Source organism: Solibacillus sp. FSL R7-0668 (genome assembly GCF_038006205.1).
GTDB lineage: Bacteria > Bacillota > Bacilli > Bacillales_A > Planococcaceae > Solibacillus.
Map to the genome: position 1 here is coordinate 2,404,462 of NZ_JBBOUU010000001.1, position 14,597 is coordinate 2,419,058.

Consider the following 14,597-nt stretch of genomic DNA (forward strand, 5'->3'; position numbering starts at 1 on the left):
TATTATACGATTTTCACATCTTTGAGTGCTTTTTCGAGCCACTCGATTTGCTGCTGCTTTTCCTGATTTGACCATGATAAATAGCGTGCCATTTCCTCTATTACCAATCCTTTAAATTGCTCTACCAAATGAATATTGAAATATAACGCACCTGTTCTACGAATGAAAAAATCCGTTGCCGCACTCGCTGATTCATCATTCATCGCATAGTATAATTGACCATACACAATCGCTGGTAAATCACCCTTCGCCTGCGTGACATAGGCAAACACCTTATCCACATTTGTACCGTAATATTTGGCTAAATATCGGCTTTGCTCTTCTGATAAACCCATTTGTTGCCCCATAATCGTTCGCTTTTCAATAAAGCTTTCAAAAAATGTCGCGCCACTTATATCGCCGCCTGAAATCGGTAAGTGCTTCGTAATGGATTGGCCAAATTTTTTATTGAACTCTTGATTGAGCTGCTTGACGACGAGATCCACAATTTTTTCAGCCATTTTTCGATAGCCGGTCAATTTGCCACCAGCAATCGTGATTAACCCACTTTCTGCTTGCCATATTTCATCTTTACGTGAAATTTCAGACGGGCCTTTCCCTTCTTGATGAATGAGCGGACGCACACCCGCCCAAACCGATTCAATCTTTTCTAGCGTCAGCTTCAAATGAGGAAACATATCGTGAATAGCGTCAATCAAGTACCTTCTTTCTTCTAATGTTACCGTTAAATCCAAAGGGTCGCCATCAAAAAATGTATCCGTTGTCCCCACATAGGTTTTGCCGTCACGCGGAATGGCAAAAATCATCCGACCATCCTCTTTCGTATCAAAGTAAATCGCTTGCTGTAGGGGAAAATCCATTTCATCAAACACAAGATGCACCCCTTTTGATAACGTTAAGTGTTTTTCATCATCTGTCTGTTGGAATTTCCGTACTTCATCTACCCAAGGTCCAGCTGCGTTGACCACCTTTTTTGCTTTCACGATATAATTTTCGCCCGTCCATTGATCCTGCACTTCGATTTTCGAAAAGGCTAGGTTATTTGCTTGAATACCCTTTACCTTTAAATAATTGAGTGCTATAGCCCCATTCGCAACGGCTGCCTTCAGTACTTCAATCGTTAAACGCGCATCATCTGTCCGGTATTCCACATACATCCCACCGCCAAGTAGATTTTCCTTTTTTAGAAGCGGTTCCCTCGCGATCGTCTCATCCGCGGAAAGCATAAAGCGGCGCTCACTCTTTTTAACACCGGCTAATAGATCATAAATTTTTAAGCCGATTGAAGTTGAAAACGCACCGAATGTTCCCCCTTTATGAAAGGGTAACAGCATCCACACAGGCGTTGTGACATGTGGTCCATTTTCATACACAATCGCACGCTCTCGCCCTAGCTGTGCGACTTCTTTCATTTCAAATTGCTTCAAATAGCGTAAACCACCGTGCACGAGCTTGGTTGAGCGGCTACTCGTGCCTGCTGCAAAATCTTGCATTTCCGCTAGACCCACCTTCAAACCACGAGATGCCGCGTCTAATGCAATACCCGCACCTGTAATTCCCCCACCAATAATGAATAAATCAAATGTCTGCTCTTTTAATGCGCGATGCCTTTTTTCGCGCGATGCTGCTGAAAAATTCACCATCTTTTCTCCCTCCTTGCCAAACAAAGCTCATTCTTCTATACCCTTATTGAAGACCTTTTTTAAACACCTCTTATTGTGCCCAAATTTGGAAAGAAAAAAGGCCCTATTTCGTTTAACTACGAAATAAGGCTTCTTAGGATGATTATTTACTTATTCAGCTGTTGCTGTTTCGAATTGAATCCCTGTCACGTGAATATTCACTTCACTTGTTTCAATTGCTGTCATATTTAAAATAGCTTGGCGAATCGTTGACTGTACTTCTTTTGCTACTTTTGGAATCGCATAGCCGTATTTCACTGTACAAAATACATCAATCACAATCGTGCCTTCTTCTGACATTGCTGATTTAATACCTTTTGAGTGCACCTTTTTACCGAAACGCTCAACAACACCTGTTGTAAAGTTGCCGCGCGTTGCTGCCACACCCTCTACCTCTGTTGTGGCGATCCCAGCAATGACTTCGATCACTTCTGGTGCAACTTCAATTTTACCTAACTCTTCTTTACCAACTGGTGTTGGCTGCACAAATGCTACTGGTTGTTTTTCTGCCATGTTCCAAACATCCTCTCTTATGTAAACTAATCATTAAGGCTTACTGTTACCTAAGCTCAGTATACTACAATTCCCTACATCATGTCGGTTCAAAGCGCACTTTTTTTCGAAATAACAGCCAAGTAATCAATCATGCCAGTCAAATTGCGCCTGTGCTGGATCAACTTGTATCACTTCATATTCCTCGCAATAATGCTTCGCCACAAATAATATATCCTGACGCACTTGCAGCATAACCTCGGTATCATTCGTATTGACAAAATAACGTATTAACAAGCGGCATGCATTCGGTCGGATTTCGTCTACCGCCACATGGATAACCGTTTTGAGCGTTTTCGGATGTAAGGCAATTTGTTCACGTAAGGTTTCCACCAATTGCACCAGTTTTTCTTCGCTATTCTCGGTCGATAAAAATAAATAATGCTCCACTTTACGCTGTGTACGCTTTGATAAATTATAGATTGGACGGTTCACTAAATAGGAATTCGGCACATACACGAGCCCTTTATCCGATGTTTGAATGAGGGTGCTTCGTAAATTAATATCCTCAATGGTACCGTCAATTTTTTCGTCACCCGTCATGACCCAATCTCCAATTTGAAACGGTTTATCGAGCACGACACTCATACCACCAAATATATGCGCTAATGTATCACGTATACCAAAGGCAAGGGCAACTCCTGTTAAGCCAATCGCCGTTAAGAAACCATTTAAGTTAAAGTTCCAAAGCGATGCAATCGTAAACATCGCAATGACCATTACGACCACTTTGCTCATCCGTAAGAAAAAGGGCGTTAGTAAATCCTGATCCTTCCCCGTTTCAAAGCGCTCCGGATTTTTCAAATAAAAACTCAGCACATCATAAAGCGCTTTATATCCAAAGTACACATAGACCGAATCGATCAAATTACGTAATTTCGGATACGCAAACAAATCGACCTCTACTAAAGATGAGCAGGCAACGAGAAGCACAATGAAAATGAATGCATTACGCATAGAAGGAAAAATACTTTTCGTTATATCACTCATTACCGGATGCCCACGCTTTTCTAGCATCCGCGCGAATTTAAATACAATTGGTCGAATCACAAATTGGATGAGTAATAATCCAACAATTACAATTAGTAAAGCGGCTAACCCATCTGTCCACGTTGGCACTTGGACGGTTGGAATTAACCATTTTATCGAATCCCACAAAATCTTCACCTACTTTTTCACATTGCGAAAAAAATCATACCATGTGGGAATTTGTTTTGACTAGGGAAAGCATTAAAAACCACCCAAAATTTGCTTTTAGGTGGTAAATTCATTAGTGCGGTATATAAACAAGTTGTAATACAAATAAACATGCAAAAATATAAACGAGTGGATGTACATCACGGGCACGTCCTTTAAAAATCATGACAAGCGGATAGCTTATAAAGCCAAGTGCAATCCCTGTAGAAATACTTGAAGTGAGTGGCATCGTTAAAATAACTAAAAATGCTGGGAACGCATCTTCAATGTCATCCCACTTCATGTTTTTCACAACACCAATCATTAAACTCCCTACAATAATTAGCGCGGGAGAAGTGATCGCAGCAACACCGGATAACGAACCAACAAGCGGACCAAAGAATGACGCCACAATAAATAATACGGCTACTGTTAATGAAGTTAGTCCTGTACGACCACCAACGGCAACCCCAGAACCTGATTCCAAATAAGCTGTCGATGGGCTCGTCCCAAACATCGCACCAATAGTTGTTGCTAAAGAATCTGATAATAGCGCTTTTCGTGCACGAGGTAGCTTATCATTTTTCATCAAACCTGCTTGCTTTGCAACGCCAATCATCGTCCCCGTTGTATCAAATAACGTTACTAAAATAAACGAAAACACAACGCCATATAGTCCGTATTCAATCACTTCACGAATCGCATCCATTGGATTGAATACTAAAATCCCCTCTGGTAAATGCGGCATTGCCACGACTTTCTCAATCGTTAGTTGACCCGTCAGCATCGCAATAATCGCTGTGACAATCATCCCAATAAAGATGGCACCATTTACGTTGCGTGCCATTAACGCAACAGTAACAAATAAACCAATAATCGTAAGGAATGTCGCAGGCTCTGCAATATTACCTAGAGCCACTAAGTTTGAATCATTCGCAACAACGATACCTGACATACGCAATCCAATAAAGGCGATAAATAAACCAATACCCGCTGTAATGGCTAATTTTAAGTTTTCTGGAATGGCTGTAATTAATTTTTCACGAAACGGTGTCAAACTGATTAAAATAAAGATTAACCCCGCCACAAATACTGCTGAAAAGGCCGTTAAATACGTAATTTCTCCATTTGAAGCTAAAACAACGGTATACGTAAAATAAGCATTTAACCCCATCCCCGGTGCAACCGCGATTGGATAATTCGCACACAATGCCATCCATCCTGTACCAATCACCGCAGCAATAATTGTCGCCATAAATACTTGATCAATCGGCACGCCTGCATCTGCTAAGATAATCGGATTAACGATAATGACATACGCCATCGTTAAAAACGTTGTTAACCCTGCGAATAACTCACGCTTTACCGTCGTACCATTTTCATTTAATTGAAACATATTCATTCCTACTTTCAAAACACGAACATTATTTAAGAACTCAAATATAGTATTTGTTTTTCAGATGTAATGCAATCTATTTACCACGAATGCATCAATGTTATACTATTCCCTTTAGTCAGACTCTTTAGTAAACGAAAAAAATCCCTCAAACACCATGTGTTAGAGGGAAATAATTTTTGTATAGATTATGATTAAGCCTTAGCTTTCGCACCTAAAATATCATTTTCTTCAAGGAATTTCGTGTTGAATTTCGCTGATTGGAACACTTCATTGTTCATAAGCGCTTGGTGGAATGGAATGGTTGTGTTAATACCAGGTCCCGCTACTTCGAACTCAGATAAAGCACGGTTCATTTTTGCGATTGCTTCTTCACGAGTATCCGCGTGAACGATTAATTTTGCTACCATTGAATCGTAGTATGGTGGGATTGTGTAGCCTGCATATACAGCAGAGTCAACACGCACACCGTAACCACCAGGAACAACATAAGTTGCTACTGTACCAGCTGAAGGCATGAAGTTTTTGTATGCGTTTTCAGCGTTGATACGGCATTCAATAGCCCAGCCATTGATTTTAATATCTTCTTGCTTGAATGGTAGCTCTGCGCCAGAAGCGATTTTTAACTGTTGTTGTACTAAGTCAACGCCCGTAATCATTTCTGTAACAGGGTGCTCAACTTGGATACGTGTGTTCATTTCCATGAAGTAGAAACGGTCTTCTTGGTAATCATAGATGAACTCGATCGTACCAGCACCTTCGTAGTTACAAGCTTTTGCAGCTTTAACAGCTGCTTCACCCATCTCTGCACGACGCTCTTCAGATAATGCTGGAGATGGTGCTTCTTCCACAAGCTTTTGCATACGGCGTTGTACCGTACAGTCACGCTCACCTAAGTGAACAACATTGCCATGACTATCTGCTAAAACTTGAATTTCACAGTGACGGAAGTATTCGATAAATTTCTCTAAGTATACACCTGGGTTGCCGAAAGCCGCAGCTGCTTCTTTTTGAGTAATTTCGATGCCTTTTACAAGGTCTTCTTCTGTGCGTGCTACACGGATACCTTTACCGCCACCACCAGCTGTTGCTTTGATGATAACAGGGTAACCGATTTTGGCAGCCCATTCTTTACCTGTTTCGATGTCTGGAACGATACCAGTACCAGGAACTAAAGGAACGTTAGCCGCTTCCATTGTGTCACGTGCAACGTCTTTAATCCCCATAATTTTAATCGCATCCGATGAAGGACCGATGAATTTAATTCCCGCATTTTCACATGCCTCTGCAAATGCTGCGTTTTCAGCTAAGAAACCATAGCCTGGGTGAATCCCGTCAGCACCTGTTTTTTGAGCTACACCTAAAACAGCTGGGAAGCTTAAATAAGAATCTTTAGATAGTTTTGGACCGATGCAATATGCTTCGTCGGCTAATTTTACATGTAACGCTTCTGCGTCAGCTTCTGAATATACTGCAACCGTTTGAATACCTAGCTCTTTACATGCACGAATAATACGTACTGCAATTTCGCCACGGTTTGCGATTAATACTTTTTTCATTGGTATATGCGCTCCTTATTATTCAGCTTTAACTAAGAATAAAGGTTGACCATATTCTACTAATTGGCCATCTTTTACTAAAATTTCTACGATTTCGCCTTTAATTTCAGCTTCGATTTCGTTGAATAATTTCATCGCTTCTACGATACATACGATTGACTCATCGCCCACTTTATCGCCTACTTTTACGTATGCCGGAGATTCAGGGTTTGGAGCTTGATAGAATGTTCCAACCATCGGAGAAGTAATTTTATGAAGATCAGCTGTATCTGCAACAGGTGCTGCTGGTGCTGCTTCTGCTTTTGGTGCTTCTGCAACTGGTGCAGGTGCTGGAGCCGCTGCTACTGGAGCTGGTGCTGCTTCTGCTACTTTTTTAGGAGCTACAACTTCTGTAACACCGTTTTTCTTTTTAAGTTTAACTTTTGCCCCATCTGCTTCGTACACGAACTCGTCAATTGAAGACGCGTCCACTAATTTGATAATTTCACGGATTTCTTGAACTTTGAACATTCTTAACTCTCCCTCATTAAAAAGTAATTATGAATACAAACCCTATTTTATAATTTTTCCGACTATTTTGAAATACTTAATTTTATTTTTTAGAAAAAACGGTATAAAACACGACATTTCTATGTTAAAACAATGAATTTTTCTTCATACTGCTATATAACACATACAGGATTTTTGTATATTTATTGAATATTTTCAATTGAAAGGCTCGTAATTAACCGTTACTTTTACATCTTCATTCATTTCAGAGAGAACCATATAGACAATTTCATTGATCTGTTGTTTCGATACTTCATCTGACATCACGGTTACTTTTACATCCTGATCTTCCACTCGTACAAGTGCATCATCATAGCCCAAAGATTTGACGACCATCTCAAGCATGGCTTCTGAAGTTTCTAATTTTATTAGCTCTTCCATCTCATTAAATGCTTGATTTTTTTCTTCGGCTGTCAGTTCCGTTGAAGCCGCTTTTTGCGTTAATTGCTCACGAAGCTGGCTGCGTTTATTGCTTGCTTCTAAACGCATTTGCTGGAACATCTCACTTTCTGCTGTAACTGCTTGTGTGTCATTTTGACTGACGCCTAGGATTTCCGTTTCATCAATTGTATCATCGGTAAAAATCGATAATAAGTTAGGTGTATTGCGATCTTCCACAATATAAAACACAGAAATTACCGCCACTAAACTTGCTAATGTAAAGAACCATACTGTTCGTTTTTTTACTTTCACTTTGCTTCCTCCTTATGTTGCATCGCGACCACTTGTATACGATGCGTTGGTATTTGTAGCACATTGCCTACTGTTTGCTTCAATAACTGCTGAACATGTACATCCTGTGCACCCTGTGCAACAATAATGACACCAGCAATGTTTTGTTGTTGTGAAACAGCTAAAAATGATTTCTCCTTTTGCTGCTCATAATGAAAATAAACAAATACTTGTCCAACAGCCTCCATTTCACTTAGGATTTTTGCCAATTGTTGTTCGGGTATGTCCGTTTGTGCAGATTGACTACTCAAGTTCATTACCATATAAATCGACAGCACAACAATCAATACGAAAGCTATAAATAAAGGACGACTTGCTCGTGATTTATCCACATTTGTAAGCAACTACGCCCCCTTGCCTCATCGAATTCATCATAATGTATGAAGGTATACTGCTACTTATGCTAACAGCGATGCAATCGATGTAGTAAAAATTATAAATAATGCCAACTTCACATAGGTTTGCCATTCTCTTTCCTCAACAAAAAACAATAGACTACTTCCTAACAGCACAAATAAAAATAATTCAATCATGTACTCCCTCCAACGGACATTTGTGCAAAAAATATGCAGAGCAGTACAATGAAGACAATCGCAAAGCCTAATAATCCACTCACTGCACATGCCACAAATAACGTTTTTCCAACATCATCAAACAGGGCACTCATACGTGTATTGGTAAAAGGTTCAATGACAGCACCGATTACCTTAAAGGTGAGTGCATGTCCTAATAACATCATCGCTGGTGCAAATGCCGCACTAAAAACAACCGCTAAGAAAGAAACACCAATAAAGGATGAAACCATGGATTGCGATTTTTGAAAAAAAGACAAGCCTTCTACAATTAAATTTCCGATTAGTGGGATATTTTGCTCGATTAGCTTTTTGATGGGTGATTTGACCGCGTCATTAATTTGGATAAGTGCCGCTCCTGAAAACGTCAAAATCGATGTTAATGCTACAATTGCGGCAATGATAAAGCTTAAGACGGAGCTTCGAATTAAATCTGCCGCCTTTGCAAAGGATATAGTAGGAAAGATTTTAGTGGATATATCGAGTAATAGCGCTATGATCAGTGAAGGAATCAGCAGCTTGGTTGAGACAAATAATAAAAATTGAATGATAAAAATGACAATCGGATTCCAGGTTAGTAATGTAAAGACGGATTGCATCGTTAACAGCATCATCGAAAGAATCGGAATCACCGCGACAAAAAAGCTTTGCAAAACCGAAATCAATTCATAAAGCACGACAAATGCATCAATCACCTGCTGGCCAAAGCTTACAATAAACAGTAATACAAACAACTGCTCAATCATTACTATTTCGTTTGGCAATAGCGCAACAAATACTAAATAAACACCGACATAAAGCAAGCTTAACAATAGAATGGATAAAATGGATTGAAGTGGTGTGGCGAATAATCCTAGGAAATCTTCCATTACGATAGCCTTTCTAATAATTGAACAAAGGTTTGAAATGGTGTGGCAAGCTCATTCACCCAGTAAACAATCACAGTTAAGCGAATCGAAAGGGTTACTAACGATACATAAGCCTCATACTCCATCTGCTTCAAAAGTGCACAAAATAAGTCTTTACTTAAAAATAGCAGCGCCGTATAGAGTAATCCTTTACTATAGGGTACACTCTGAAACAATGTCGCCAGCTGCTGCCAAAGTGGATAAAGCTGTGTGCGAAAGATAAATTGCAAAATTACAAAAAAGAAGATGATGACGATAATGCTATGAAGCTGTTCAAATGATTGTTTCAGAAGAATGAGCAACACTAAAAAGACAATACTCGCAAATAAAATCATCATTAGCTAATAGCCGTTAACCACTGAAAAAATACGGCGATTTCTTGAAAAAAGAATTTCAAGAAACGAAGTAATTCAAGCGTCATATACAAATACGCAATAAAAAATAAAAAATAAGAAAATTCCTTTTTCCCTAGTTGTTCAAAAAATATATGAAGAAGTGCTATCACAATTCCCACACCTGCGACGCGTAGCACATCTTGTAGTTCCATTAAGCGCTCCTCCTTTACGACAAACTATATGCACCATCAAAAAATTTAAGACCAAAAAAAGCCGAATGAAAAGTTGATACCTTTCCATTCGGCTTACTCAATTCTGTTAAATGAAGCTATCAATAATTTCCTGTACCGATGCTTCCTTTGCTAAATAACTGTTTTCCCCCATCCAAAGTGATAAATATTCAGGTTTATTTTGAAGAACACTTTCTTTGCGAATATGTAAAGTTAAATAATGCTGAATAGGATAAGGCGCTACGACAGCATCTTGCAACTGTTCAGTAAATTTATTTTTTAGACCACGTGCATATTTACCGGTAAATGCTTTTGTGAGCGTTGTTGACTGCTGCTCAGAATTTAATACCGCCTGCTTATGTGCATTGCTTGCCTCACATTCAAAGGACGTTAGTAGAGCTGTACCAATCTGAACATAATCTGCCCCTAAGCTAAACATATGCTCAGCATGTGCTTTTGTCATAATCCCACCTGCAGCAATGACGGGGATCGTTACCTTGCCTTTTACCGCTGCGACAAGCTCAGCCGTCGTATTTAACTCAATGGACTCCGTGAATGAGCCACGATGCCCTCCTGCCTCACTGCCCTGTACGACAACTGCATTTAAGCCTGCCTGCTGAACAGCGATTGCTTCCTCTACTGTCGTTGCGGTACCAATCAAATACACATCCTCATCTTTTAAACGTGCAATCATCTCCGCAGCTGGCAATCCAAATGTAAAGGACACAATTTTGACACCCTCATCGATGATTGCTTGTACCTGTCCTTCAAAGACTTCTGTTGATACAACGCGCTGTGTATCTGGAATCCCTAGCTCTTCATAGATTGGCTGTAATGCTCCACGTGCCTTTTGTAACACATTAATATCAATACGCGGCTCTTCTTGTATAAATAAGTTGACACTAAAAGGCTTGTCCGTCAGTGCCTTTACTTGTTGGATAAAATGTTGTGTCTCTTCGCCATTTAAATAGCCCGCCCCAATGGAACCGAGCGCACCTGCTTCACTACATGCTGCAACAAATGCAGGCGTTGTAACCCCTGCCATCGGTGCTTGAATAATCGGTTTTGCTAATGAAAATTTTGTACGCATAGCTGCTTCACTCCTTTCTTTGATTATACTTAATTTCTCTATCATTTGCAGTCGTTCCCTCTATTTCGTCCCTATGACCTAAAAATTCCTTTTTCATTGCAAAAAAAAAGATAGAAATGCTGAATAAGACAGCATTTCTACCTTTCATTTCATTACGCACGTGATACGTAAGAACCTTCTTCTGTGTTAATGATTAATTTGTCGCCTTGGTTTACGAAGAATGGCACGTTTACCATTAAGCCTGTTTCCATTTTCGCTGGTTTTGTACCGCCTGAAGCTGTATCGCCTTTAATCCCTGGCTCTGTTTCAGCAACTTCTAAAACGACTGTGTTCGGTAATTCAATCCCGATTAACTCACCTTGGTAAGATTGGATGTGTAGCTCCATGTTTTCTAATAAGTATTGTAACTCATCTTCAATTTGAGCTTCTGCTAAAGTTGTTTGGTCATAAGATTCCATGTCCATGAATACATGCTCGTCACCTTGTGCATATAAATACTGCATTTTGCGGTTTTCGATCATTGCTTTTTCTACTTTTTCACCAGCACGGAATGTTTTTTCCGTTACGTTGCCGTTACGTAAATTACGTAATTTAGAACGTACGAAAGCTGCGCCTTTACCTGGTTTTACGTGTTGGAATTCAAGTACGCGGAATAAGTTACCTTCTACGATAATTGTTAAACCTGTACGGAAATCGTTTACTGAGATCATGAGTTATTTCCTCCAAATTATAAAATGATTAATTTTTTATCCGAATGATTTAAAATTTCATTACCTGTTTCTGTGATTAAAATATCGTCCTCAATTCGAACACCGCCAACGCCTGGAATATATGCACCTGGCTCGATTGTGACAACCATATTTGGCTCTAACACAACTTGCGAACGGAAATTCAGTCCAGGACCTTCATGCACTTCTAAACCAATCCCATGACCTAATGAGTGACCAAATGCTTCACCTAAGCCCTTTGTTTTCAAATAATCACGAGACACAGCATCTGCTTGTGCACCCGTCATACCTGGGCCTACTTTTTCTAATGCTAAAAGTTGTGACTCTAACACAGCGTTGTATATTTCCACTAGCTGATTAGAAGGTTGTCCTACAGCTACTGTACGTGTAATATCCGAAATGTAACCATTATAGTAAGCACCAAAATCAAGCGTTACAAAATCACCTGTTTCAATGATCTTATCTGTTGCCACTCCATGTGGTAACGCCGAGCGTAAACCACTTGCAACAATAATATCAAAAGATGAGCTTGTAGCACCTTGTTTACGCATGAAAAATTCTAATTCATTCGACACATCAAGCTCAGTAATACCTGGCTTGATGAAATTTAAAATATGTGTAAATGCATTGTCTGCAATTTCACATGCAACCTTAATAATATTAATCTCTTCTTGACTCTTAATCAAGCGAATTTTTTCAATTACACCTGAAAGTGGAACAAAATCAGCTTTTATGGCAGCTTTATACACTTCATACGTACCATATTGCATCGCGTCCTGCTCAAAGCCTAATGTTTTCACACCCATTGCGGCTGCTTGCTTTGCTACTTCCTCATAGATTGTTCCTTTATGTTGTTCAATGCGGAACTCCTTGACTTGTTCTGCCGCTTGCTCTGTATAGCGAAAATCCGTAATAAATACCGCATCATTTTGTGAAACGATGGCTACACCAGCCGTTCCAGTGAAGCCTGTCATATAACGACGGTTGTATTCATTAGTAATTAAAATGGCATCGACTTGATTGTCAATTAATGCTTGACGTAATTTTGCTAATTTCATATGTGCTTCTCCCCTTTTTTACGATTGTAAAAACTTGCGTAATGCTAACTCATAGCCAAAAGTTCCTAATCCACAAATTTGACCGATGCATTCTGCGGCTAGCTTTGATTCATGGCGGAAGCTTTCGCGTGCATGAATATTTGAAATATGTACTTCAATAACTGGTACATTCACCGAGGCAATGGCATCTCGTAGCGCAATACTTGTATGGGTATATGCACCGGGATTAAAAACAATGCCTGCAACCGCTGTATCTGCTGCCTCATGAATCCAGTCGATTAGCTGACCTTCATGATTGGATTGACGAAAATCGACGGTCGCCTCAAACTGTGCAACCAGTGCTTCACATTTATGTTTGACATCCTCTAGCGTTTCCGAACCATAAATTTCGGGCTCACGCTTACCTAAACGATTTAAATTCGGGCCATTTAAAACGAGATAGTTCATTTTTAGCGCTCCTTTTTACGTACTGACCTTTATTTTATCACAGAGTTTTCAGACTTCAATACTTTCGAATTACGAAATACTTATTTGCGAATCGAATGAGCCGTCTCCGTTAAAAAACGCATTACAATAAGGAGAAGGACTAGAAATGGCACGGATAGCTTTTTAATCGATGTCCATTCAATAGGAAGATTACGTACTTGCCATTCAACAAGGAATGCCAGAACAAGGCCAAAAACAATTGACACAACAAGCGGTGAACGAAAAATAGAAAGCTGAAATAGTGTTAATAAAACATACGCAACCGCCAATAAAATGAAAAATAAAACCATCCAGCAAGCAAGTGGTGTCCATTCTACTTTTTCTATTTTCTGTAAAAAATGAATCGGATTCCATTTTATTAGTTTAAATAAATGCAACCCCTTTAAACTGATGGTAAATACGAGCGCTGCCGCAACAGCCGTCATTAATTTTTGCATGATAGCTCCCCTTTCATAAAGATTAGTATGTTCACTTCAAAAAATCCTATGCCGATACGTAGTGCTTTTCTAGAAAATTTAGTACAATATGAAAATGAAACTTGCATAACAGACTTGAGTACCTTGCTGTGCAAAATAGATAAAGAGAGTGGTGTACGTAAAAGTGAGTAAAAACGCGCCAGTATATGGTGGACAGGCGCTTTTAGAAGGTGTTATGTTCACAGGACAAGATCATATGATTACCGCAATTCGTCGAAATGACAATTCCATTGATTATTTCCACGTGAAGAAAGAGAAAAAGCCGATCTATCAAAAGCTGAAGAAAATTCCTTTTGTGCGCGGTGTAGTAGCCTTGATCGAATCAGCAGGCTTTGGTTCACGCCATTTGCAATTTGCTTCCGATCGTTATGAGGTCGATCCTGGTGAGGAAGAAGATAATGCTGGTGAAGAGCCATCCAAATTGATGATGGTGCTAGGCGTTGCTGCCATTGGGGTATTATCCTTTTTATTCGGGAAATTCGTATTCACATTAGTGCCAATGTTTTTTGCTGAATTTTTAAAGCCTTGGTTCCCAGGAAAAACGACGCAAATTTTCATCGAAACCGGCTTTAAATTAATTCTATTATTAGCTTATTTACAAATAATCTCTATGACGCCACTCATTAAACGTGTCTTCCAATATCATGGTGCCGAGCATAAAGTAATTAACTGTCATGAGGCAGGACTAGAATTGACGGTCGAAAACGTGCAAAAGCAATCTCGCTTACATTACCGTTGTGGCTCAAGCTTTATTTTATTTACGGTGATTGTCGGGATGTTTACGTATTTCTTCGTACCCGTCGATCCGCTTTGGGTGCGCTTAGTTAGCCGTATTTTATTAATTCCTGTTGTCATTGGGATTTCATTTGAAGTGTTACAGGCAACAAATGCGGTGCGTGATATTCCGGGACTTCGCTTCTTAGGCTATCCTGGACTTTGGCTACAATTACTAACAACAAAAGAGCCAAAAGATGAAATGGTAGAAGTGGCCATCGCGTCCTTCAACAAGCTACATGAAGTAGAAAAAAACCCAGAAATCGCTCAAACATTAGCGCATGACTAATACAA

General features: G+C 39.6%; 18 protein-coding genes. 1 reads left to right on the forward strand and 17 read right to left on the reverse strand.

Going from position 1 to position 14,597, the window contains the following annotated elements:
* Positions 1-2: 2 nt before the first annotated feature.
* The 17 genes from MKX47_RS11905 to MKX47_RS11985 form a co-directional block, all read right to left on the reverse strand.
* Positions 3-1,643 (reverse strand): glycerol-3-phosphate dehydrogenase/oxidase, encoded by a 1,641-nt coding sequence (locus MKX47_RS11905; protein ID WP_340774379.1) that lies wholly within the window; start codon positions 1,641-1,643, stop codon positions 3-5.
* 150 nt (positions 1,644-1,793) lie between these two features.
* Positions 1,794-2,195 (reverse strand): Asp23/Gls24 family envelope stress response protein, encoded by a 402-nt coding sequence (locus MKX47_RS11910; RefSeq protein ID WP_340774381.1) that lies wholly within the window; start codon positions 2,193-2,195, stop codon positions 1,794-1,796.
* A 126-nt stretch (positions 2,196-2,321) separates the two neighbouring features.
* On the reverse strand, positions 2,322-3,401 hold the full coding sequence (locus MKX47_RS11915; protein ID WP_340774383.1) for a mechanosensitive ion channel family protein: 1,080 nt from the start codon (positions 3,399-3,401) through the stop codon (positions 2,322-2,324).
* 103 nt (positions 3,402-3,504) lie between these two features.
* Positions 3,505-4,806, reverse strand: a complete 1,302-nt coding sequence (locus MKX47_RS11920) for an NCS2 family permease (protein ID WP_340774385.1) — start codon at positions 4,804-4,806, stop codon at positions 3,505-3,507.
* A gap of 194 nt (positions 4,807-5,000) precedes the next feature.
* Positions 5,001-6,365: an acetyl-CoA carboxylase biotin carboxylase subunit gene (gene accC / locus MKX47_RS11925; protein ID WP_340774387.1), complete on the reverse strand. Its 1,365-nt coding sequence runs from the start codon at positions 6,363-6,365 to the stop codon at positions 5,001-5,003.
* Between the two features lie 18 nt (positions 6,366-6,383).
* Entirely contained in the window at positions 6,384-6,875 is a 492-nt protein-coding gene (gene accB, locus MKX47_RS11930; protein WP_340774390.1) for an acetyl-CoA carboxylase biotin carboxyl carrier protein, read from the reverse strand.
* Positions 6,876-7,070: 195 nt separating this feature from the next.
* The gene (locus MKX47_RS11935) at positions 7,071-7,607 is read right to left on the reverse strand and encodes a SpoIIIAH-like family protein (protein WP_340774394.1); all 537 of its coding nucleotides are present in this window, start codon (positions 7,605-7,607) and stop codon (positions 7,071-7,073) included.
* Entirely contained in the window at positions 7,604-7,990 is a 387-nt protein-coding gene (locus MKX47_RS11940; protein WP_340774396.1) for a hypothetical protein, read from the reverse strand. Before MKX47_RS11940 ends, MKX47_RS11935 begins: the two co-directional genes overlap by 4 nt.
* Positions 7,991-8,044: 54 nt before the next feature.
* Entirely contained in the window at positions 8,045-8,179 is a 135-nt protein-coding gene (locus MKX47_RS11945) for a hypothetical protein (protein ID WP_340774399.1), read from the reverse strand.
* A complete protein-coding gene (locus MKX47_RS11950) occupies positions 8,176-9,087 on the reverse strand; it encodes a stage III sporulation protein AE (RefSeq protein WP_340774402.1) in 912 nt (303 codons plus the stop codon). The genes MKX47_RS11945 and MKX47_RS11950 overlap by 4 nt, the downstream gene beginning before the upstream one ends.
* A complete protein-coding gene (locus tag MKX47_RS11955; protein WP_340774404.1) occupies positions 9,087-9,464 on the reverse strand; it encodes a pyruvate formate-lyase in 378 nt (125 codons plus the stop codon). The genes MKX47_RS11950 and MKX47_RS11955 overlap by 1 nt, the downstream gene beginning before the upstream one ends.
* Positions 9,464-9,673 (reverse strand): stage III sporulation protein AC, encoded by a 210-nt coding sequence (locus MKX47_RS11960; RefSeq protein ID WP_340774405.1) that lies wholly within the window; start codon positions 9,671-9,673, stop codon positions 9,464-9,466. Before MKX47_RS11960 ends, MKX47_RS11955 begins: the two co-directional genes overlap by 1 nt.
* Before the next feature lie 106 nt (positions 9,674-9,779).
* Entirely contained in the window at positions 9,780-10,781 is a 1,002-nt protein-coding gene (locus tag MKX47_RS11965; RefSeq protein WP_340774406.1) for an NAD(P)H-dependent flavin oxidoreductase, read from the reverse strand.
* Positions 10,782-10,933: 152 nt separating this feature from the next.
* Positions 10,934-11,491: an elongation factor P gene (gene efp, locus MKX47_RS11970; RefSeq protein WP_340774407.1), complete on the reverse strand. Its 558-nt coding sequence runs from the start codon at positions 11,489-11,491 to the stop codon at positions 10,934-10,936.
* A gap of 17 nt (positions 11,492-11,508) precedes the next feature.
* Positions 11,509-12,567 (reverse strand): M24 family metallopeptidase, encoded by a 1,059-nt coding sequence (locus MKX47_RS11975; RefSeq protein ID WP_340774409.1) that lies wholly within the window; start codon positions 12,565-12,567, stop codon positions 11,509-11,511.
* Between the two features lie 18 nt (positions 12,568-12,585).
* Positions 12,586-13,014, reverse strand: a complete 429-nt coding sequence (gene aroQ / locus MKX47_RS11980) for a type II 3-dehydroquinate dehydratase (protein WP_340774413.1) — start codon at positions 13,012-13,014, stop codon at positions 12,586-12,588.
* An 80-nt stretch (positions 13,015-13,094) separates the two neighbouring features.
* Complete coding sequence (locus MKX47_RS11985) at positions 13,095-13,490, reverse strand: DNA helicase (RefSeq protein WP_340774416.1); 396 nt, start codon at positions 13,488-13,490, stop codon at positions 13,095-13,097.
* 214 nt (positions 13,491-13,704) lie between these two features.
* Here MKX47_RS11985 and MKX47_RS11990 point away from each other — a divergent pair, with 214 nt between their 5' ends.
* Positions 13,705-14,592 (forward strand): DUF1385 domain-containing protein, encoded by an 888-nt coding sequence (locus MKX47_RS11990; RefSeq protein WP_340777805.1) that lies wholly within the window; start codon positions 13,705-13,707, stop codon positions 14,590-14,592.
* Positions 14,593-14,597: the final 5 nt, after the last annotated feature.